The sequence below is a fragment of the Pseudomonas sp. P7779 genome, from assembly GCF_013386315.1.
GTDB lineage: Bacteria > Pseudomonadota > Gammaproteobacteria > Pseudomonadales > Pseudomonadaceae > Aquipseudomonas.
In genome coordinates, this window is record NZ_JACARZ010000058.1 from 36,265 (window position 1) to 56,105 (window position 19,841).

Below are 19,841 nucleotides of genomic sequence, written 5' to 3' on the forward strand. Positions count from 1 at the left end.
GAGAGACGGTCAGTCTGGCTTGGACATTAAAAAAGCCGCCATGGCTGCATAGGCGGGCAAGGTCACCCCATCATTGGCGGCGTTGCCGGCCACCGGGTGGGAGGCATAGCGAACAATCACCATTTCAGCCTTGGGGTCGATGTAGATGCTCTGGCCATGCACCCCACGCGCCATGAACGCCCCGTCGGGATTGTGGGTTACCCACCACATGTTGCGATAGCTCCAGCCTTTCAATTGAGCGTAGCCGGCCTGGGCGAACGCCTGCTTGTCGCCGCCCTGGCGAATATCCGTCACCACGCTTTCGGGCACGATCTGCTGGCCATTGAAGCGCCCGCCGTTGCGCAGCATCTCGGCAAACCGGGCCAGGTCCCGCAGCCCGGTGTTCAGGCCGCCACCGGCGAAGGGTGTGCCGATGGAGTCGACGGTGAAGTAGGCGTCCTGTTCGGCGCCAAGCCGACTCCAGATGCGTTCGCTGAGCAGTTGCGCGACATTGCGTCCGGTCGCGCGGGCAATCACCCAGCCGAGTACGTCGGTATTGACGGTCTTGTAGCCGAAGGCACGCCCGTGTTCGCCACGCTGCTTAACCGTTTGCAGGAACTCGTAGTAGCTGCGCGGCCCGGTGTAGTCCTTGGGTTTGGGCAGCGGGTTGCCGGCCTGGGCGTGGGCCCAGACTTCGGCGTTGGGGTCGGCATAGTCTTCGCTGTAGTCTAGGGCGGTGGTCATGTCCAGCACCTGGCGCAAGGTGGCGCTGCCAAAGGCCGAGCGGCCGAGTTCGGGCACATAGTCGACGATCTTTTTCTGTGGGTCCAGGGTGCCATCGGCCACCAGCATCGCGCCCAGGGTACCGATCACCGATTTGGTGACCGACATGGCCGCGTGTTGCCCATCCTCCTTGAGCACCCCGAAATAACGCTCATAAACCACCGTGCCGCGATGCATCACCACGATGCCATCGGTGTAGGTGGCGTCCAGGGCCTGGCGCCAGGTCAGCGGCTGGGCTGCACCCACTGGCTGCACGGGGATTGCATCGAGTGCCGGGTCGAGTTTGCGTGGCAATGCCAGCGGTGCGCCAAGCCCGCGGGAGACCTTAACCGTGGGCATCAATTGGCGAAAGTTGGCGACACTCCAGCGCATGGCCGGGAAGCGGAAATAGCTGCCGTCTTCAAAGCGTACGGTGCGGTCGGCCGGCGGCGGTGCGCCGACCATCCATTGCAGCCTGGCCGGGTCGCTGGCCTGGGCATCGGCGAAGGTCGGGGTGGCGGCGCCGGCCAACGGGCTGGTCAGCCCAAGCAGCGCACAGGCCATGAGGGGAGTGAATCGCAGCATCAGTCGAGTCCGTTCGAGGGGTGCGTCGTTTTTTACGACAACCAGTGCGCCAAAGGATGGGCCAACCCGAGCCAATCGACAAGCAGCAAGCCCCTGCGGTGATTCTGAATAAATGCGCCAGGGGCGGCAAAAGCCTTTCGCTTGCGGTGTCAGGGCGTGTAGCGTTACCCCGTGATAAGGCGACAGCCAGGTGTTATTTTGCGACCCTGGCATCAGGGACCGAGGGACAGGTGATGGCGCAAACGCTGTTCAAGCTTTTCTTCACCCAGCGGCTGGCGGCCCTCGCCAGTACCGAGTCGTTGCGGGCCATACGCGAGGGGCTGTTGTGGATCCTGCCGTGCCTGCTGGTATCGGCCGGTTTCCTGATCCTGTCCGAATGCGCCCGAGTGCTGGGTTTCGACCCTCAGGTGGTGGCCTTCCTGGCGGGGTTGCACAACCAGATCAGCTCGGTGATCCCGCTGCTGGTGGCAGCCTCCATCGGTTACATGCTCGCGATCCAGCACCGCCTGCCGCAACTCCCGGTAGCGTTCCTGTGCCTGGCCCATGTAGTGATCGCCACGTTTGTGCTGCGGGATTTTCCCCGAGCCTCGGCGACCTTCGTGTTGTTCATCGCCATCGCCTCACCGCTGATCAATGTGCCCGCCATCGCCTGGCTGCATCGGCGTCGCTGGACGCGGTTGATCAACGAAGACCTGGTGGGGCACAACCTCAAGGGCACCCTCAATATGGTGGTGCCGGGGGCAATCACGGCGCTCGGGCTGGTGCTCGTGCTGTCGTTGCTGTTGCAGATTCCGCAGGTGGCACAGCTTCAGGGGCCGCAGGTACTCGATGCATTGGAGACGCCCTATGGCAGCGGCCTGTTTGTGACCCTGATGAATTCGCTGCTGTGGTTTTTCGGGATCCATGGGGTCTACGCCATGCAGCCGTTTTTTGATGTGCTGGACCAGGCGGTCGGGCTCAATAATGCGGCGGTGGCCGCGGGCGAGCCGGTCAAATATCTACTGAATGGCGGCTTGCTGGGCAGTTTCGCGTTTATCGGCGGTTCGGGTGGTGCCCTGTGCCTGCTGCTGGCGATCCTGCTGTTTTCCAAAAGCCGGTCCATGCGATTGGTGGCGATGGCGAGCCTGCCGTTGTCATTGTTCAATGTCAGTGAAGTGCTGTTGTTTGGCTTGCCGATCATTCTTAACCCGCGGCTGTTCATTCCCTTTCTGGTGGTCCCGGCGTTCAACGTGATACTGGCGTTGATGGTGGTGCAGATTGGCTGGGTGTCGCCTGCGGTGGTGAGCGTGCCATTTACCGCGCCGGTGTTGCTCAACGCCTACCTGAGCACCCACGGCGATCTCGCGGCAGTGTTGCTGCAGGTGGTGTTGCTGGGGGTTGGCATGCTGATCTATGCGCCCTATGTGCGCGCGATCAACCGCCAGGCCACGGAGGGCGGCACGGTGTATTTGAAGTCGCTGGACATGACCTTTCGCGGCCTGGAAGAAAAAGGCCGCTTGCTGGAGCTGGACCCGGTGATGGCGTCCCACAAGGCCCAGGCGCGACAGGTCAGCGAGTTGAGTCATATCCAGCAGATCAGCGACTACGAGTTCTACCTCGAATTCCAGCCGCAGATTTCCACCCGGACCGGGCTATGCACCGGTTGCGAAGCGTTGATGCGGGCCCGGGACGCCGAAGGTACGGTGCATTCACCCTGGGAGTTCCTGCAATGGCTGGCCCATGCCAGGTTGATGCCCGACGTGGATGTGTGGGTGGCATCCCAGGCTGTGCGCCAGTACCAGAAGTGGCAGAAGGTCGGGTTTACGTTGCCGATGACGATCAATATCTCCAGTGCCACGCTGACTACCCCGGCGTATGGTGATCGGCTGGTGGAGATACTGGCCCAGGCCCACGGGCAGGTTTCGGTGGAGATCACCGAGGATGCGCTGGTGGGCGATATCCAGGGCACGCGGCAGATGATCGAGAAGCTCCAGGCGATTGGTGCCAAGGTGTATATCGACGACTTCGGCACCGGATTTTCAGCGCTGAGTTACCTGCACCAGTTCCCCGTGGATTTCATCAAGATCGATCGCAGTTTCGTGGTCGCCCAGCATGATCCAAAGGGCGCCCAGGTGTTGACCGGGATGCTGCGGTTCTGTGAGGCGTTGAACCTCGGGGTGGTGGTGGAGGGCGTGGAAACCGCCGAGCAACTGGCGTTTTTGCAGTCGGGCTCGGAGCTGATCATCCAGGGCTGGTATTTCAGCAAGGCGCTGCCGGGCGATGAACTGGAGCGGTTCGTGCGCGGGCGGTATACCCAGATGCGATCTAACGCTCCAGAACCCCTCTGAAGGTTGCGCTCAACGCCCGCAATGTCTCGCGGGAGCGGCCGTCGCTGATGCGGCTGTGCAGCACGATTTCACTGACGGGCAATGCCGGTAATCCGTACTGTTCGCTGACGTCTACGGCGCCCGCCGGCGCCACTCGCCGGGCCAGCGCCGCCACACCCAGGCCGGCGCTGACTGCCGCACCTACCGCCATTACGCCGCCGCCGACAAACACTTCGGTCCAGTCAATCCGCGCCTCATCCAGCGCGCGCACCGCCAGGTATCGCACGCCGCAGGGCGAGGCCATGGTTGCCATGCGCAGGGGCGTGCCGGGCGTGTGCTGCCAGGTAGGCGCGGCGAACCAGCCAAAGCGCTCCACCACCAATACCTCACCGTCCTGGCGATCGCCTTCGTTGCGCACGATCACCGCGTCCAGCTCGTTGCGGTCGAACGCCGCCACCAGGTCGCGGGACGAAGCAATCCGCACCTCCAGGATCACCAGCGGGTCATAGGCGGCCAGGCGGCTGAGCCACAGTGGCAGGTCCGGCCCGGCCACGTGGTCGCTGATGCCGATCACCAACCGTCGCGGGGCGCCATTGCCCATGTCACCCAACGCCCGTTCGTGGGCATTGAGCAATGTGCGGGCTGCGACGATGAACTGCTCGCCCTGGGGCGACAGACGTACATGCCGCGGTGTACGCACCAGCAGGCGATAACCGAGGCGTTCTTCCAGGCGCTTGAGCTTGAGGCTGATGGCTGCCTGCGAGGTGTCCAGTGCCTGGGCCGCGCGGGTGAAACTGGCGAAATCGGCGACCAGGACAAAGGCGTGCACGGTGTCGATATCCAGCGGCTTGAGTGCGTCGGTCATTTCAGTTCCTTATCACACCTATATCCGGTGATATCTTGCTGAAATCATGGGCGCTGCGCAAGCTGGACACTCATCTGAACAGGAGCGCCATGATGTTTGCCAAACAGTATTCACACCGCTTGCCAGCCGATTACGACATGGGTGTCATCCGTGAGCGGGCCGCTCGCCTGGGGCCGTTGTGGGATCATGCCGAGGGTTTGCTGTTCAAGGCGTTTATCGCCCAGGAGAGAGGGCAGGGGCCGGGGGGGGGTAACCTGTATTCGTCGGTTTATCTGTGGTCGGATCCTTTGCAGGCTGCGGATTTCTTGCTCGGCGAGCGCTTCCAGAAGGTCCTCGACAGTTTTGGCCAGCCGCACATTGAGTCCTGGTTACCGCTGGACGTGCAGCGAGGTCCGGCGCAAGACGCCTTGAGCCTGTATCGGGAGGAGTGGGCGCTGACGCCGGGGGCGGACCGCGGGCAAATCCTCGCCGCAGAAAAGGCCCGCAACCAGCAGCTCGCGGACAGCAGCGATAACTTCGCGGTGTTTCTGGCGCTGGATGTGCAGGCGTGGAAGCTGGTGCGAATTACCTTGTCGGGCAAGGCGCTGGATGTGAACCATCCGGGCAATGGCTACGAGGTGTATTACCTGGCGCGGCCCGGGGTGTGAATGCAGGTAGCCGCCGATTCGTCGGCGGCTACCTGTACCGTCAGGAATTGAGACGCGCCTGAGGCTGGCTCAGCTTGCGCTCGGCCACGGCGCCGAACACCAGGCCCAGAGTGGTCCACAGCACCAGTTGAATCCCCAGGGAGGCCACCCGGAATTTCCACAGCAACACTGCCGAGAATTGTTCCGGCACTTCGTTGATGGCCGGGAACAAGCTGCCGGCCACCGACACGATCACGATGTACAGCGCCACACCGAGGATCGCGCCTGCCCATAGGCCACGGCTGGCAATCAGCTTGCGCGCCGCGTTGATCGCAATCACCGCAGCCGCCACCGACACCAGCAGCATCAGGAAGAACAGCTTGGTGCGTTGCGCGATGGTGGCCGGGTCGCCCACCGATGGCGGGTTGGCCGGATACTTCAGCCCCGGCACCACGATGATCGTCACAAACGCCGCCAATGCCAGCAGCGCTGCCAAGCCACGGGGGCCGACCTTGCCGATGCGGCCTAGGGAGTAGGCGAACACCAAGGCGAAAATGCCACCCAGGGAGACGCTGTACACCACCACGCCGGTGAACAGGCCGAAGGTACTTTGTACTTCGCGGCTCACCAGTTCTTCTTCCGGCGCGTCGCCGTGCATCTGTGCCATCTGATCTTCGAAGGCGATGGCCTTGTCGATCTGCGGCTCACCAAAAGTCTTGGCGAAGCCGAAGGCCAGGATGCCGGCGAGCAGGCCCACCAGCATCCCGCGAACGAGTAAATGCCCTGTCATGTCGTCACGCTCCAATCAATGGCAGGGGAAACCCAGCAGGTGGCGACCGTCATGCACAAACTCATGCACGTACATGCCTTTGAACACGGCCGTCGCGCCTTGCTCGGCGCCGACGAAGTAAATCGCGAGCAACAGCAGCAGGCCGCCGAAGATCGCCCAGGGCAGGATTTCGCCCAGGGGAATGGACGGTATTGAAACGTCGGAGCCAGTTGCAGCGGTATAAGCCATGAGAACCTCCAGGGATGACGCGTCCCGAAATGGATAGCGAGTTGGCTGAAACAGGGTCTGGCTTACGGCTAGAAGGCCGAATACAGTGGCGCGACCGCGCCGGCATTGAACCGGCTTCCTGTTGCAGAATAGTTGAAACATGTTGAAACAACTTCGCAAGTCTACGCTGACTGCACCTTAAAACCAGAGCGATTTGTCATGCAGGCCACCCGTTTGACCCTTGTTGCCCACGCCAGCACCCGTGCCCAGAAACAGGCACGCTTTGCGCTGGATGAGTCGGTGGAGATGGACTGGCAGCAGGCGGCGCTTTCCCAGGGGCAACGCTTCAAGCGTGCACCCCGGGTGCTGTGCGGCCCGGAGGCGCGGACCCGGCAGACGGCGGCGCTGTTTGCCGACGATGCTTTGGTTGAAACAGCCCTGCGCGATTGTGATTTTGGCCGCTGGCAAGGGTTGGCGATCGAGGAGGTTCAGAAGGCCGAACCCGAAGCGCTTCAGGCCTGGTTGACCGACAGCACCTCGGCGCCCCACGGCGGCGAGTCGGTAGTGCAACTGTGTGAGCGGATAGGACAGTGGTTGCAGTCCCTCGAGCAATCCCCGGGGCATGTCGTGGCGGTGACGCATCCATTTGTGATCCGCGCAGCGCTGCTGCATGTCATGCAATGCCCACCCGCCATGTTCAACCTGATCGACGTGGAACCGCTGTCATCCACCGAGTTGCGATTCAATGGGCGTTGGCGCCTGCGCCTGGAAACTCACGCCTGACGTCCCGAACATGGCAAAATCCGTTCCCCGCACCGAGACCACCCATGAAGACTTTCCCATGAAACGCATCCTGATCATCGGCATTGGCGCCGGCAACCCTGACTACATCACGATGCAGGCGGTCAAGGCGCTCAACCGCACCGACGTGTTTTTCCTGATGGACAAGGGCCAGAGCAAGGACAAGCTGATCGACCTGCGCCGGGAAATCTGCGAGACCTACATCACCGATCACGCCTACCGCTTTGTCGAGGCCGATTGCCCCGAGCGGGTGCGTGGCGATATCGACTACACCACCGCCGTGAAGGACCTGAACCGCGACAAGCAGCAGACCTTCGAACGGATGATCAATGAAGAAATGGCCGACGGCGAAGTGGGCGCATTCCTGGCCTGGGGCGACCCCGCACTGTACGACAGCACCATTCGTATCCTGCAGGCGATCCTCGCCAGCGGCAGCTGCGAATTCGAATTTGAAGTGATCCCCGGGATCACCAGCGTCCAGGCGTTGGCGGCGCAGCACAAAGTGCCGCTGAACCGCATCGGTCGCTCCATCGAAATCACCACCGGGCGCCGGTTGGCGGCGGGGCAGGCGAGTGATGCCGACACCCTGGTTGTCATGCTCGATGCCGAAGATTCCTACCGCACCGTGGCCGATCAGGACCTGGATATCTACTGGGGCGCCTACCTGGGCACACCGGATGAAATCCTGATCAGCGGCAAAGTGGCCGAGGTTGCCGAAGAGATTGAACGTGTGCGCAAGGCGGCGCGCCAGGCCAATGGCTGGATCATGGATACCTATTTGTTGCGCAAACCCTAGAGGTTGATGCTCATGCTCAAACTGATTGCCCTGACGGTAGCGCTGTTTACCGGCGCCGCACAGGCCGAAGACGTATTGCACACCGACCTGCCGCTGCCTTACCTGGAACAGACTCAAAGTGATGCCCGCAACGAGCCGCTGGTGATCTTCCTGCACGGTTATGGCAGTGACGAGGCCGACCTGTTCGGGCTCAAGGACCGCTTGCCGTCGACCTGGACCTACCTGTCTGCACGGGCACCGATGCCGGTGGAGGGCGGTGGTTATCGCTGGTTTCGCAAGAAGCCGGGCGATGGCGATTTTGATGGCGAGACCGCCGACCTGCAGAGCAGCGCCAAGCTGATCGAGGCCTTCGTCGCCCAGGCCACCACCAGGTACCACACCCAACCTGAGCGGGTGTTTCTGGTGGGGTTCAGCCAGGGTGCGATCATGTCGTATGAAGTCGGGTTAAGACATCCCGAAACCCTGCGCGGGATTGCGGCGTTGAGCGGCAGCCTGCTGCCGGTACTCAAGGCCGAACTCAAGCCGGATGCGCCACTGGGCAAGCTGGCGATTTTCATCGGTCACGGGACGCTGGACCAGGCGCTGCCGTACTACTCGGCAACGCGGGCCAACGAGGTATTGCAGGGGATTGGCCTCACGCCGGAATTCCACGGCTACCCGGGGATGATTCATACCGTCGGTGAGGCGGAGTTGCTGGACTTGAAGCAGTGGCTGGAAAAGAGCCTGCGTTGAATCCTGCGATGTGAACGCGATAAAAAATGTGGGAGCGGGCTTGCTCGCGAAGACGGTGTTGCAGTCAGCACATGTATTAACTGACCCACCGCTTTCGCGAGCAAGCCCGCTCCCACATTGGATTTTCATTGCCAGATTAAAACCGGTTATTTACCGCCAATAATCTGTTTCACCAACAGTGCATGGCCTTTCTCGTCATCCGCCCGGGAAATGGCCTGCACCACCAATTGGTGGCTGCCGGAGCCCGTCAGGAAGGTGGAACTCAGTGTCTTGCCACCGCCCATGGTCGCGGTGCTGTCGACCTGGCGCAGGGCCAGGCCTTTCACGGTGAGTTTCTTCTCGGCGCCTTTCTTGAAGTCCGGCAGGGCGGCGCTTTGTTCCTTGACGAAATCCGCCACGGCACCGTCGAGGAACTGCGGGTCGTTGTCCTTGATCAGGCCGGCGACACTCGGTTTTTCGACGACGAAGATCACGCTTTTGGTGGCCTGGTCACTGTACATCGTGCCGCTGGCGCCTGCGGTGCCGTGCTCGGCATCACCGGCCGGCAGTGGGTCGGCCAGGTAGGACTTGGGCAGGTTGAAGCTGAACTTGCCATCCAGGGTGGAGATGGTCTGGGTGGCGGTCTTCTGCGCCGCTGGCTTGCTGGCGGCGAGGACTTGGCTGGCGCCGAACCCGGCGGCCAGCGCGAGGGCCAAGAGGGCTGCGGTCTTGCTGAGGGTGGCCATGAAGCTCTCCAGGGATGAACGAAATTGCGCCGTATTCTGTCAGAAAATTCGCAAGATCGTTCATCTCCATCCCTACACCTTGTCGGACTCTTCCTCGATCCGGTCCATCTCAAACAGCCGTGCCAGTTCCGTCCGGGCTTCCTGGGCAGACTGCATCACCTTGGCCGCGTCGTCATACACGGCGTGTTGGGCCGCCAGCAATTGCAGGTCATGGTTTTTGAAGCGGCTGATGCGCGCGTCGGCCTGGGCCTGGGTCAAGCCAAGGCCCACCAGGGTGCGGCGGCTCATTTCCAGGCTGGAGTAAAACGTCTCGCGCACCGGTGACGCGTCGAGGTCCACCAGGCGGTGCACATGCTGGCGGTTACGGGCGCGGGCGATGATCTTCATGTGCGGGTAGAGGCTGCGCACCAGCGCGGCGGTCTTGATGTTGATCTCGGGGTCGTCCATGGCGATCACGAAAAACTCGGCCTGGTCGACTTTCGCTGCGTGAAGGATTTCCGGGCGCTGCGGGTCGCCGTAGAACACCGGCATGCCGCCGAAACTGCGGGTCAGTTCGATGGTTTCCACCGAGGTGTCGAGGGCAATGAACGATATGTTCTGTGCCCGCAGGATCCGCGCCACGATCTGCCCCATGCGGCCCATCCCGGCGATCACCACCCGTGGCGCATCGCTTTCGATGGCACGGTATTCCTCGGGCACTTCCACCGGTTTGGCCTTGGGCTTGAACAGCTTCGGGCAGAGCAACAGCAGCAATGGCGTCACGGCCATGGACAGGGTGATGGTCAACACCAGGATGTCGTAGAGGTGCGGCTCGAACAGGCCTTGGTCGCGGCCGATCTTGAACACCACGAATGCGAACTCACCACCGGCTGCCAGCACCACGCCCAGGCGCAGCGCGCTTTCAGGGTTCAGGCCGCCTGCCAGGCGACCCACGCAAAACAGCAGCGGCAACTTGATGGCGATCAGCAGCAGGGTCAGCCCCAGCACGATCACCGGCGCGCTGAACAGCAGGCTGATATTGGCGCCCATGCCCACGCTGATAAAAAACAGACCCAGCAGCAGGCCCTTGAACGGTTCGATCTGCGATTCCAGCTCATGCCGGTATTCGGAGTCTGCCAGCAGCAACCCGGCGAGGAAGGCGCCGAGGGCCATGGACACGCCCACCAATTCCATCAGCCATGCGGTGCCGATCACCACCAGCAACGCGGTGGCGGTGGAGACCTCCCGCAGGCCGGTCTTGGCGACGATGCGAAACACCGGCCGCAACAGATAGCGCCCGCCGATGATCACCACGGCGATGCTGCCCAGTACTTCCAGGCCGTGTCGCAGGCCCTGGGAGGTGGTGGCGGGATGATCGCTGCCCGCGAGCAGCGGCACCATGGCGATCAACGGGATGGCGGCGATGTCCTGGAACAACAGAATCGCAAAGGCCAGTCGCCCGTGGGGCTGGTTGAGTTCCTTGCGCTCGGCGAGGCTTTGCAGGCCAAACGCGGTGGAGGAGAGCGCCAGGCCAAGGCCCAGCACAATCGCGCTGTTCCATGATTGGCCAAACACGAACAGCGCGACCACGCCGATCACGGTGCCCGTCAGTAACACCTGCGCCAGGCCTACACCGAACACTGCCTTGCGCATCACCCACAGACGCTTCGGTGACAACTCCAGGCCAATGATGAACAGCAGCAATACCACCCCAAGTTCGGAAAACTGGCTGACGCTTTGCGGGTTGCCCACCAGGCCCAGCACCGATGGGCCGATGATCACTCCGGCCAGCAAGTAACCCAGCACGGCACCCAGTTGCAGGCGCTTGGCCAGGGGCACGGTCAGGACGGCAGCGAGCAGGAATACAACGGCCGCTTGTAACAGGTTGCCTTCATGGGGCATTGGGAACTCCGGGATCGTTTTGCTGAATCAACAGGTTTTACTGTAGGAGCGAGCTTGCTTTGCAGGTCCCAAGGCCTTCGCCTCCGGGTTCATTGGATGTCGTCCGGTTCTTTCGCGGCACTCTCCAAACTATTAATACCATTTATTTCAATGAGTTTTATGCACGTGGCGGTCGGGATCATCCGTGGTGCCGGCGCTGTGGTCGTGTCTTCAGCCGCGCGAAAGGGTGGTTTTTTATGGGCTGAGCATTGTGCGGGAATAATCTACAAACACTTTTCCGGGACAAACGGAAGCCTGTACAAGCCAGGAACTCCTACAGTTATGCCCTTGAGTTTATATTCCATGGATGGCATATTTGCATGAGTTGGGACGTTGAATACACGGACGAGTTTGGAATCTGGTGGGGCGGTCTGGATGCAAAGGAGCAATCCTCAGTATCGGCCAGTGTGGATTTACTGGGCCTTCTGGGGCCAGGCCTTGGCTTCCCCCCGCAGCAGCGATATCAAGGGCTCCAGGCATGGCTGCCTGCGAGAGTTGCGGGTGCAGCATGCCGGGCGGCCTTACCGCGTTCTGTATGCATTTGATCCGCGCCGGTGTGCCTTGTTGCTGATTGGCGGGGATAAAACCGGTCGAGGCCGGTGGTATGACGAATACGTCCCGCTGGCTGAGAAGTTGTATGACGAACATTTGGAAACACTGCTTAAAGAGGGCCGTCACCATGGCTAAAAAATTCAGTGAGCTGCAGGCTCGCATGACACCGCAAGCCCGGGCCGATGCAGAGCGCATCTTCCAGCAACACCTGAAAGAAATGCCCCTGCATGAACTGCGCAAGGCGCAACAGATGAGCCAGGATACGCTGGCCAAGGCGCTGAATATCAATCAGGCGGCAGTGTCCAAAATGGAGCGGCGTACCGACATGTATATCAGCACGCTGCGTAACTATATCCGCGCCATGGGAGGAGAACTGGAGATTGTCGCTACGTTTCCTGATGGCCAGGTAAAGATCGAGAACTTTGCCCACTGAGTCATCCGCTCCGTCAAAGCCCGGCCATGCGCCGGGTTTTCTGTTCGCTGAATACCTGTCGTCATTGTGCAGATTAATGGACAATACTCGCCATTCTCGCCCCATCGGACATCAACGTGAACCAACTTCTCGCCATGCGTGCCTTCGTCCGTGTCGTCGAAACCGGCTCCTTCAGCCGCGCGTCCGACCAGTTGGCACTGCCGCGTTCTACCGTCAGTAAACTCATAACGGACCTGGAGAAGCACCTTGGCGTCAAGTTGATGCATCGCACCACCCGTGCGCTGGCGGCGACGCCGGAGGGGTTGGAGTACTACAGCCACGCGCTGTGCCTGGTGGCGGAACTCGATGAACTGGACAATGCCCTGCGCGGGCAGAAGCTCAAGCCCGGCGGCCACCTGAAAGTGGATGCGCCGGCGTCCTTTGCCAATTGCCTGCTGATCCCGGCGCTGGTGGATTTTCATCGTGAGTACCCTGAGATCACCATCGCCCTGGGCATCAGCGACCGCGCCGTGAATATCGTGGGGGAGGGTGTGGATTGCGTGCTGCGCGCTGGCAAGCTCGATGACATGGCGATGATCGCCCGCAAGGTTGTCGACCTCGAGTACGTCACTTGTGCGGCCCCCGGCTACCTGGAGCGCATGGGTACGCCCGTGTCTCCCGAGGACCTCGAGAAGAACCACCTCAAGGCGGGGTATTTCTTTGCCGGGTCGGGTAAGCCGGAGCCGTTGATTTTCGAGAAGGGCGCGACTCGGTATGAGGTAGGCAACTGCGCGTTTTCCACCAACGAAGGCAACGGCCTCAAGGAAATGCTGCTCGCCGGCCTGGGCGTCGGGCAGCATTTCAAGACCATCGTTGACTACTACGTAGAGGCAGGCCATTTAGTCCCGGTACTCGAAGACTGGACCCGGCCCGCCACGCCGTTGCACATCATCTATCCACCCAATCGCCATCAGAACGCCCGGCTGAAGGTATTTATCGACTGGGTGATCGAGCGGTTCGGCGTCAGGCAATAATCGCTGTCACGCGGATTTCAATGCGCATTGCCGGCAGCCCCAGGGCTTCTACTCCCAGCTCAGTCCAGATGGGGGCGTGATTGGGCATGTAATGGCGGTACCACTTGACCATCTGCTCGTTCACCTCCGGCGGGAAACCTCCCACGTGGTAGGAATTGACGTGTACCACATGCTCCCAGCCGGCGCCGGCTGCCGCCAGGGTGCGTTCGAGGTTTTGAAAGGCCAGGGCGATCTCGTCGGTGAGGGATTCGGGAATCTGGAACTCGTCATCCCAGCCGCCCTGGCCCGAGGTTTCGACGCGGTTGCCGATTTTGACCGCCTGGGTGTAATGCAGGGTTTCGCGTGCAATGTCGCCGTAACCGGGTGTGATGAAAAACTCGGGCTTGCTCATGGTGTTCCTCGGTTTCAGTGGTTGACCCGACAAAGGTTAATGGACTGAATCTGCGAACAAAATCCGCGTTTCTTGTCATCACTGTGCAGGGATGTGGATAGTCCGAGTATCAGTTTTTCACATTCCCGTAGCCCGCCCTTTGTTACTATCGCCCTCCGTCGTCGCCAGGAGTCACCGTCACATGCAACACCAGTGGGATGAAATGCACCGCACCCGCAAGCCCACGTTTGTGTTGTGTGGCGAGCCCCAGGGGGATGTGCTCAATCTCTACGTGCATGGTTATTCGGCGTTCTTCAGCCAGCAACAACTGGGTAGTTTCTCCCGGCAACTGGCAACCATCGAAGGCTCCACCAACCTGATGCTGTTCTGGCCGGCAGGGCATTTCCTGGAAAACCTGTTTGCGCCGTTCAAGGATGTGATTACCTCGATGTTGGGTGGCGGCAGCCTGGGTGCCGCAACCATCGGGGTGGGCAAGGCGATTACCTATTTCCTCGACCACTACAAAAGCGTCGAGGCGCGGGTGGATGAGGTCGCCAAAAGCCTGCTGCCCGAATTGGCCAACTACCTCCATGGCGAGTCGATCAAGGTGCGGCAGATCAACCTGATCGGCCACTCCCTGGGCGCGCGGATCCTGGTCAAGAGCCTGCTGGCCAGCCCTGAGGTGGCCCGTGAGTTGCCGCTGAACAACCTGCTGCTGATGGGCGGTGCGATTTGTACCTCCAGCCCCTGGGACCTGGTCTCGGCGCCGCTCAGCGGTCGGGTGATCAACTGCCACTCGAGCAAGGATTGGGCGCTGGCGCTCAAGCCGGACACCGAGCGCTGCATCGGTCGTTATGCGATCCCGCTGACACCGGCGCTCAAGGCCAAGGTCGCCAACGTGCACCTGGCCACGTTCGACCACGCCGCGTATTGGCCGCAACTGAAGACGGTGGTGCAGTACACCGACCTGCTGCAGGAACGCCGGGGCATGATCCGCGCCGATCAACGCAGCAGCGAAGTGCGCTTTGCCGAAGAGGATGTCGAGCTGTTCCCGCTGCTGGTGCAGGCGCGGCCGGAGGAGTTGCAGTTTTTCGCCGAGCTGATGGCGCAAAAGCGCAGTGCCTCTATCGACGCCACCGTGCGCGAGCCCTTGAAGCTGGCCATCGAGTTGCAGCGCATGGGCGGCGACACCTTTATGAACCTGGCCCGTGGTCATGGCGTGAGCTATCGCGAAATCGCCCAGGACGTGGCGCAGCGGGTGGGTATCAAGTTTGATCAACCGATCGAGAAAGTGGCCCTGGCGGATCTGGAGTTACAGGTTGCCGAACGGCTGATCGAGCAATACAAGGACAAGCTCAGCCAGGCTGATCGCCAAGTGTTCGAGGCAGAGTTGAAGGCTGCGGCACAAAAGGAACAGGGTTTTTTCAATCGTTTCGATGTCGGGCGCTCAGCCACCACTGCCCTCAGCGGGACCGCGCTGGCCGGGTTGACCGGGTTTATCCTGCGCCGGGGCGCGGCCACGGCCATTCCGGTGGTGGGGCAGGCGCTCGCGGCGGCGATGCTGCTGGTGACCGGCGTGCGGGCGTTTTCCGGCCCCGCGTATTCCATCACCACCCTGGCGGTGCTGGTGATCGGGGTGATTCGCGAGCGCCTGGAGCGTGAAGCACTGAACCAGGAGATGGATCTGGTGGTCCAGGTGGTAGAGGCATTTGATCTGCCCCGGGAGACGGTGATGCGTACCGTTGCGTCTGACTGATAAGCTGCGTTCACGTCTTGTGTGAAAGCCTGGTACCCCGCGTGAAATTCAGCCTGCCCAAAATCGCTACCGCCCCGTTCTGCCCGCCGGAAGTCGCCGGCTCCATCGTCGTTGATCCCCGTGCCTCGTTTTTCAAACGTGCGCTGATGTTTGCCGGCCCTGGCTTGCTGATCTCCATCGGCTATATGGACCCGGGCAACTGGGCAACGGCCATCGAGGCCGGTTCGCGCTACGGCTACAACCTGTTGTTCGTGGTGCTGCTGGCGAGCCTGGCGGGGATGGCGGTGCAGTGCCTGTGCTCACGGCTGGGCATCGCCACCGGCAAGGACCTGGCGCAACTGAGCCGCGAGCGCTACAGCAGGCGCTCGTCGTTCGTGCAGTGGATCCTTGCGGAAATCTCGATCATCGCCACCGACCTCGCCGAAGTCCTCGGCTGCGCCCTGGCGTTTCACCTGTTGCTGGGCGTGTCACTGACCACCGGGATTGTCATCACTGCCTTCGATACCTTGCTGATCCTGGCCCTGCAAAATCGAGGTTTCCGCCGGCTGGAAGCGATCATGCTGGCACTGGTGGCGACCATCGGCGTGTGTTTCTTCATCGAGCTGGTGCTGATCAAGCCTTACTGGCCCGACGTGTTTCGTGGTTTCACCCCGTCGTTGTCCGCCATCAGTGATGCCGCACCGTTGTACCTGGCCATTGGCATACTGGGGGCCACGGTGATGCCCCATAACCTCTACCTGCACAGCTCCATTGTGCAAACCCGGCTGGTCGGCAAGGACCTGGCCAGCCGCCAGGACGCGGTGAAACTGGCGCGTATCGATACCATCGGTTCCCTGTCCCTGGCACTGCTGGTCAACGCGGCAATCCTGATACTGGCCGCCGCCGCGTTCCACCAGACCGGCCACACTGATGTGGTGGAAATCCAGGACGCCTATCACTTGCTCGACCCGCTGGTGGGTGGCGCGTTCGCCAGCGTGCTGTTCGGTGTTGCGCTGTTGGCTTCGGGCCAGAGCTCCACGTTCACCGGCACCATTGCCGGGCAAGTGATCATGGAAGGCTACCTCAACCTGCGCATTCCCTGCTGGCAGCGACGCCTGATCACCCGTGGCCTGGCGCTGATCCCGGCGTTCCTCGGGGTGTGGCTGATGGGGGATGATGCCATCGGCAAGCTGCTGATCCTCAGCCAGGTGGTGTTGAGCCTGCAGTTGCCGTTTGCGTTGTTTCCGCTGATCCGCATGACGGGTGACAAGCGCCTGATGGGGCCGTTCGTCAACAGCTTGCCTACGCGGCTGCTGGCCTGGAGCTTGTTTGTGGTGATCAGCGGGGCGAATGCCTGGCTGATCGGGCAGTGGTTGTTTTGAGCGAAGTGAATTAAGTCAAAACGGCCAATGATGTGTATTTCGCCACCATCGGGTCGGCTGTCACTAACTTCATCGGCTCAATGATAGCCGTTGCAATGATGAGCCGATCAAACGGGTCCCTGTGATGGTGTTCAAGGTCCTTGACCGCGATGGCGTGCTCCGAGGTGATGGGCAGTTCCACGTAGCCGCTTTCCAGGCAGTATTCGCGAATTTCGTCCAGGTTTACGTTGAGCTTCCCGAGCCCGACCTTTATCGCCAGCTCCCAGAACGTGGCGGCACTGACGTAAATTTCAGCCGCGTTCTCGATCAGCTTTCTGGCCTTCGCTGGCAGTTTTGGATCATCGCTCAGGGCCCAAAGCAGGATGTGGGTATCCAGCAGTATTCTCATGGGTGGTTTCCCTCAAACGCATCCAGCATGTCGTCTGGCAATGGCGCATCGAAGTCATCCGGCACCACCAGTTTGCCCTTCATTGCGCCGATTCGCCGGCCTGTCGGTTTCCCGACAGGAACAAGGCGAGCCATCGCGCGCCCATGCTTGGCTATGGTGATGATTTGGCCGGCGGCGGCATCATCGACCAGTTTTGATAAATTATTTTTTGCTTCACCCAACGGTACGGTAATCATTTGGTCTTCTCGAGGTTTTGGCCAAATATAGCCAAAATTTCGTAAGCAGGCAAAGATCAACCGACTGCTGGCGGAGGGTGATTTTTGCGGGGACGATTGCAGGTTTCCGAACGGGTAATGACTGGCATCCATGACGTCTCTCCTGAAGGAATTCCTCGGAGTCTGCCCGAGTGCAAGCGGTTTTTGACCCGTGTTGTGGAAAATCAGATCGGACTTACTTGAAGGGGGATTTTTCCCGACAGTGCGGGCCGAATAGTTTCCCACAGTTGCTCAACGGTCCCAGTAAGGCACTGCCCCAAAACACTCGACGAAGTAATCAATCACGGTCCGTACCTTCAACGACAGCCGCCGGCTACCCGGCCACAGCGCAGCAATCTGTTGCGGCTCCAGGGTCGTCGCCACTTCATAGTCGCTGAGCACCGCCTGCAACGTGCCGGCGCGCAGGCCTTCACCGATCAACCATGACGGGAACACCACCAGCCCCAGGCCTTGTTCGGCAGCGTGGGTCAGGGTGTCGGCGTGGTTGCCGGTGATCGGGCCCTTGACGCTGTAGGACGTCCAGTCGCCCTGGTCCCGGCGGAAGAACCAGCGCTGCTGGCCGGTGACGCCCTTGTAGGCCAGGCACTGGTGGTTCACCAGTTCGTCCGGATGCCGGGGCGTACCGAAACGCTCCAGATAGCCGGGGCTGGCAGCGAGACGAAAGCGCTGGGGGGCGAAGATTCGCGCCTGCATGCCGGAATCGTTCAGCACACCGATGCGAAACAGCAGGTCTGTGCCGTCTTGCAACGGGTCGACGTAGGTGTCGGTTTGCTGGATATCCAGTTGCAGCTTCGGGTAACGCCGACACAGCTCCCCAAGCCACGGCGAGAGGTGGCGTTGGCCAAACACCATCGGCGCATTGATGCGCACCAGGCCGCTGGGTTCGCTTTCCTGTTCCTGCAACGCCTGGCCGGCGGCTTCCAGTTGCTCCAGCATCAATCGCGCATGCCGGCCCAGCAGGCGACCGGCTTCGGTAGGGCTGACCGCACGGGTATGGCGGTACAGCAACTGTTGGCCCAGGGCCTGCTCCATCAACTGGATCTGCCGGGAAATGGAGGAGGGCGCCAGGCCTTCGCGGCGTGCGACTTCGGAAAAGCTGCCGTAGTCCAGTACCGCGACAAACAGGCGAAGCGCCTTGAAGCTCAGTTCGTTCAAACCCTGCATCATCACTCCATGCTGTGCGTATTGCGCAAAGGTGTTATCGGCATGCTCCCATTTATCGCACAGCAGTGCCACCGGATAATACGCGCCATTGTTCCTCTCTCTAACGCGCAGGTGATGTATGCAGGCTTCTTCAGTGGCGGGTGTGGCTCAGGCCAAGCCCAAGACGTTTCTTCGGTTGTTGCTATTGCCGCTGGTGATCTTCGCCGGCATGGGCTTGTCGGTGGAGGCCGGCTTGCTGGGCCCGCTGGGTGTGCAGGTCGGCCACTTGTGGGCGACCTTGAGCATCTTCGGCGTCGGCTCGGCGATCCTGTTCCTGCTGTTGCTGTTCAGCGGCCCGCAAAAGGGCCCGGCGTTGACCGACCTGCCGCGCTGGCAATTGATCGGTGGCTTCCTGGGGCCGATGTACGTGGTGGTGTTAACCCTGGCTACGCCACATATCGGCATCGCGATGACCATGATTGCGATCTTGTCGGGCCAGGTAGGCAAGAGCGTGCTGATCGACCACTTCGGCTGGTTTGGCACTGCCCGCAAGCGGGTCAACGTGGAGCGCTGGATTGCATTGGCGTTGATCGTGGTAGCACTTGTTCTGATTGCGCGAGGTTAAGGTGATGAACCTGATTCTGTTGTTGGTATTGGTAGTGGCCGCCGGTGCGGTATTGAGTGTGCAGGCCGCCATCAATGGCCGCCTCGGGCAGGCGGTGGGCGTATTGCGCAGCAGCCTGCTGACCTTTGTCGTGGGCGCGATCAGTACCGGGTTGCTGATTCTGTTCTTTGAGCCCGCCCACGCGGTCAGCCTGCTGGACGTGCCGAAGTGGCAACTGACCGGGGCGTTGTTCGGGGTGGTGTACATGATGGTGATGGTCGGCGCGGTCCCGATTGTCGGCACGGCAGTGGCGACGGTGGCGGTGATTGTCGGGCAACTGGGCATGGGCATGCTGATCGATAACTTCGGCTGGCTCGGCAACCCGGCGATCGAACTGTCCGGCAGCCGCATCGTGGCGATGCTGTGCCTTGCGCTGGCCCTGGTGTTCATGTACCGCAGCAACGCTCGTCGGGCTGACTGACGGGCCTTTGAACCTTGAATCGTTGCCTATAGTCATTGCTTGAGGTGTCGGCGTTCGCCGCACCTGGACGACCACGAAAAAGGAGTCTGACCATGCAAGACATGCAAGAAAAAAAATGCGCCTGCCAGGACTGCAACTGCCAGTTGGGGGAAACTGCGGTGATGAAGGATGGCAAGGGGTATTGCTGCCAAGGCTGCGCCGAGCATCATGCCCATGGCGAGCCTTGTGCTTCGGCGACCGGGTGCGAATGCACCAAGTCCGCCCACGGCTAACGCGGCGACCTGTAGGAGCGAGCTTGCTCGCGAAAAAACTGAGAGCGGCGCGGGGCACCAGATGCCCCGCGTTATCGTTAACGACCTTCGCGAGCAAGC

At 61.2% G+C, this 19,841-nt stretch carries 22 protein-coding genes, 2 pseudogenes and 1 riboswitch; of the genes and pseudogenes, 13 read left to right on the plus strand and 11 right to left on the minus strand.

What is annotated here, in order from left to right; genetic code table 11:
• Nucleotides 1–9 precede the first annotated feature (9 nt).
• The gene (locus HX869_RS17425) at nucleotides 10–1,305 is read right to left on the minus strand and encodes a serine hydrolase domain-containing protein (protein WP_372865437.1); all 1,296 of its coding nucleotides are present in this window, start codon (nucleotides 1,303–1,305) and stop codon (nucleotides 10–12) included.
• A gap of 254 nt (nucleotides 1,306–1,559) precedes the next feature.
• Between HX869_RS17425 and HX869_RS17430 the strand changes: the two genes are divergently transcribed.
• Nucleotides 1,560–3,653 carry an EAL domain-containing protein gene (locus tag HX869_RS17430; RefSeq protein ID WP_178903402.1) on the plus strand — a complete coding sequence of 698 codons (2,094 nt, stop codon included), beginning with the start codon at nucleotides 1,560–1,562 and terminating at the stop codon, nucleotides 3,651–3,653.
• Here the strand turns inward: HX869_RS17430 and HX869_RS17435 are convergent.
• Entirely contained in the window at nucleotides 3,631–4,497 is an 867-nt protein-coding gene (locus HX869_RS17435) for a LysR family transcriptional regulator (protein WP_178903403.1), read from the minus strand. The two genes, HX869_RS17430 and HX869_RS17435, sit on opposite strands and share 23 nt — an antisense overlap.
• A gap of 92 nt (nucleotides 4,498–4,589) precedes the next feature.
• Here HX869_RS17435 and HX869_RS17440 point away from each other — a divergent pair, with 92 nt between their 5' ends.
• Complete coding sequence (locus HX869_RS17440) at nucleotides 4,590–5,144, plus strand: DUF4865 family protein (RefSeq protein ID WP_178903404.1); 555 nt, start codon at nucleotides 4,590–4,592, stop codon at nucleotides 5,142–5,144.
• A gap of 40 nt (nucleotides 5,145–5,184) precedes the next feature.
• On the opposite strand, the gene HX869_RS17445 is transcribed toward HX869_RS17440, so the two are convergent.
• Complete coding sequence (locus HX869_RS17445) at nucleotides 5,185–5,913, minus strand: CbtA family protein (RefSeq protein WP_023658925.1); 729 nt, start codon at nucleotides 5,911–5,913, stop codon at nucleotides 5,185–5,187.
• Between the two features lie 15 nt (nucleotides 5,914–5,928).
• On the minus strand, nucleotides 5,929–6,141 hold the full coding sequence (locus tag HX869_RS17450; protein ID WP_003208073.1) for a CbtB domain-containing protein: 213 nt from the start codon (nucleotides 6,139–6,141) through the stop codon (nucleotides 5,929–5,931).
• 31 nt (nucleotides 6,142–6,172) lie between these two features.
• Nucleotides 6,173–6,312, minus strand: a riboswitch (cobalamin riboswitch).
• Nucleotides 6,313–6,339: 27 nt separating this feature from the next.
• Between HX869_RS17450 and HX869_RS17455 the strand changes: the two genes are divergently transcribed.
• Genes HX869_RS17455 through HX869_RS17465 form a run of 3 tightly spaced genes read left to right on the plus strand, consistent with a single transcriptional unit; the run spans nucleotide 6,340 to nucleotide 8,449 of the window.
• Nucleotides 6,340–6,903: a histidine phosphatase family protein gene (locus tag HX869_RS17455; RefSeq protein WP_008437053.1), complete on the plus strand. Its 564-nt coding sequence runs from the start codon at nucleotides 6,340–6,342 to the stop codon at nucleotides 6,901–6,903.
• A 58-nt stretch (nucleotides 6,904–6,961) separates the two neighbouring features.
• The gene (cobF, locus tag HX869_RS17460) at nucleotides 6,962–7,717 is read left to right on the plus strand and encodes a precorrin-6A synthase (deacetylating) (RefSeq protein WP_003208076.1); all 756 of its coding nucleotides are present in this window, start codon (nucleotides 6,962–6,964) and stop codon (nucleotides 7,715–7,717) included.
• A 12-nt stretch (nucleotides 7,718–7,729) separates the two neighbouring features.
• On the plus strand, nucleotides 7,730–8,449 hold the full coding sequence (locus tag HX869_RS17465; RefSeq protein ID WP_178903405.1) for an alpha/beta hydrolase: 720 nt from the start codon (nucleotides 7,730–7,732) through the stop codon (nucleotides 8,447–8,449).
• Between the two features lie 146 nt (nucleotides 8,450–8,595).
• Here HX869_RS17465 and HX869_RS17470 read toward each other — a convergent pair whose 3' ends face one another.
• On the minus strand, nucleotides 8,596–9,174 hold the full coding sequence (locus HX869_RS17470; RefSeq protein ID WP_177069037.1) for a hypothetical protein: 579 nt from the start codon (nucleotides 9,172–9,174) through the stop codon (nucleotides 8,596–8,598).
• A 72-nt stretch (nucleotides 9,175–9,246) separates the two neighbouring features.
• On the minus strand, nucleotides 9,247–11,055 hold the full coding sequence (locus HX869_RS17475) for a monovalent cation:proton antiporter-2 (CPA2) family protein (protein WP_102604789.1): 1,809 nt from the start codon (nucleotides 11,053–11,055) through the stop codon (nucleotides 9,247–9,249).
• A 359-nt stretch (nucleotides 11,056–11,414) separates the two neighbouring features.
• On the opposite strand from HX869_RS17475, the pseudogene HX869_RS17480 reads away from it, so the two are divergent.
• The 3 genes and pseudogenes from HX869_RS17480 (at nucleotide 11,415) to HX869_RS17490 (ending at nucleotide 13,092) form a co-directional block, all read left to right on the plus strand.
• Nucleotides 11,415–11,781 (plus strand): annotated as a pseudogene (locus tag HX869_RS17480) (type II toxin-antitoxin system RelE/ParE family toxin).
• Nucleotides 11,774–12,079 (plus strand): XRE family transcriptional regulator, encoded by a 306-nt coding sequence (locus HX869_RS17485; RefSeq protein WP_003208085.1) that lies wholly within the window; start codon nucleotides 11,774–11,776, stop codon nucleotides 12,077–12,079. The pseudogene HX869_RS17480 and the gene HX869_RS17485 overlap by 8 nt, the downstream one beginning before the upstream one ends.
• Nucleotides 12,080–12,195: 116 nt before the next feature.
• Nucleotides 12,196–13,092, plus strand: a complete 897-nt coding sequence (locus tag HX869_RS17490; RefSeq protein WP_236260825.1) for a LysR family transcriptional regulator — start codon at nucleotides 12,196–12,198, stop codon at nucleotides 13,090–13,092.
• Here HX869_RS17490 and HX869_RS17495 read toward each other — a convergent pair.
• Complete coding sequence (locus tag HX869_RS17495; RefSeq protein ID WP_003208087.1) at nucleotides 13,082–13,483, minus strand: RidA family protein; 402 nt, start codon at nucleotides 13,481–13,483, stop codon at nucleotides 13,082–13,084. The two genes, HX869_RS17490 and HX869_RS17495, sit on opposite strands and share 11 nt — an antisense overlap.
• 181 nt (nucleotides 13,484–13,664) lie before the next feature.
• On the opposite strand from HX869_RS17495, the gene HX869_RS17500 reads away from it, so the two are divergent.
• Both HX869_RS17500 and HX869_RS17505 read left to right on the plus strand, forming a co-directional pair.
• A complete protein-coding gene (locus HX869_RS17500; protein WP_178903406.1) occupies nucleotides 13,665–15,218 on the plus strand; it encodes a DUF726 domain-containing protein in 1,554 nt (517 codons plus the stop codon).
• Nucleotides 15,219–15,259: 41 nt separating this feature from the next.
• Entirely contained in the window at nucleotides 15,260–16,579 is a 1,320-nt protein-coding gene (locus tag HX869_RS17505; RefSeq protein WP_087694160.1) for an Nramp family divalent metal transporter, read from the plus strand.
• A 10-nt stretch (nucleotides 16,580–16,589) separates the two neighbouring features.
• On the opposite strand, the gene HX869_RS17510 is transcribed toward HX869_RS17505, so the two are convergent.
• The 3 genes from HX869_RS17510 to HX869_RS17520 form a co-directional block, all read right to left on the minus strand.
• Nucleotides 16,590–16,967: a type II toxin-antitoxin system VapC family toxin gene (locus tag HX869_RS17510; protein WP_003208092.1), complete on the minus strand. Its 378-nt coding sequence runs from the start codon at nucleotides 16,965–16,967 to the stop codon at nucleotides 16,590–16,592.
• Nucleotides 16,964–17,335 (minus strand): type II toxin-antitoxin system Phd/YefM family antitoxin, encoded by a 372-nt coding sequence (locus HX869_RS31580; protein ID WP_003208094.1) that lies wholly within the window; start codon nucleotides 17,333–17,335, stop codon nucleotides 16,964–16,966. Before HX869_RS31580 ends, HX869_RS17510 begins: the two co-directional genes overlap by 4 nt.
• A gap of 138 nt (nucleotides 17,336–17,473) precedes the next feature.
• Nucleotides 17,474–18,406, minus strand: a complete 933-nt coding sequence (locus HX869_RS17520) for a LysR family transcriptional regulator (RefSeq protein ID WP_102604793.1) — start codon at nucleotides 18,404–18,406, stop codon at nucleotides 17,474–17,476.
• A gap of 118 nt (nucleotides 18,407–18,524) precedes the next feature.
• On the opposite strand from HX869_RS17520, the gene HX869_RS17525 reads away from it, so the two are divergent.
• The 3 genes from HX869_RS17525 (at nucleotide 18,525) to HX869_RS17535 (ending at nucleotide 19,742) form a co-directional block, all read left to right on the plus strand.
• On the plus strand, nucleotides 18,525–19,010 hold the full coding sequence (locus HX869_RS17525; protein WP_008437061.1) for a DMT family transporter: 486 nt from the start codon (nucleotides 18,525–18,527) through the stop codon (nucleotides 19,008–19,010).
• Nucleotides 19,011–19,014: 4 nt separating this feature from the next.
• Nucleotides 19,015–19,470 (plus strand): DMT family transporter, encoded by a 456-nt coding sequence (locus HX869_RS17530; protein ID WP_003208100.1) that lies wholly within the window; start codon nucleotides 19,015–19,017, stop codon nucleotides 19,468–19,470.
• A 101-nt stretch (nucleotides 19,471–19,571) separates the two neighbouring features.
• The gene (locus HX869_RS17535; protein WP_043224890.1) at nucleotides 19,572–19,742 is read left to right on the plus strand and encodes a metallothionein; all 171 of its coding nucleotides are present in this window, start codon (nucleotides 19,572–19,574) and stop codon (nucleotides 19,740–19,742) included.
• Between the two features lie 10 nt (nucleotides 19,743–19,752).
• On the opposite strand, the pseudogene HX869_RS31585 reads toward HX869_RS17535, so the two are convergent.
• A pseudogene (locus HX869_RS31585) lies at nucleotides 19,753–19,839 on the minus strand (outer membrane lipoprotein carrier protein LolA); the annotation flags it as partial.
• Between the last annotated feature and the right edge of the window lie 2 nt (nucleotides 19,840–19,841).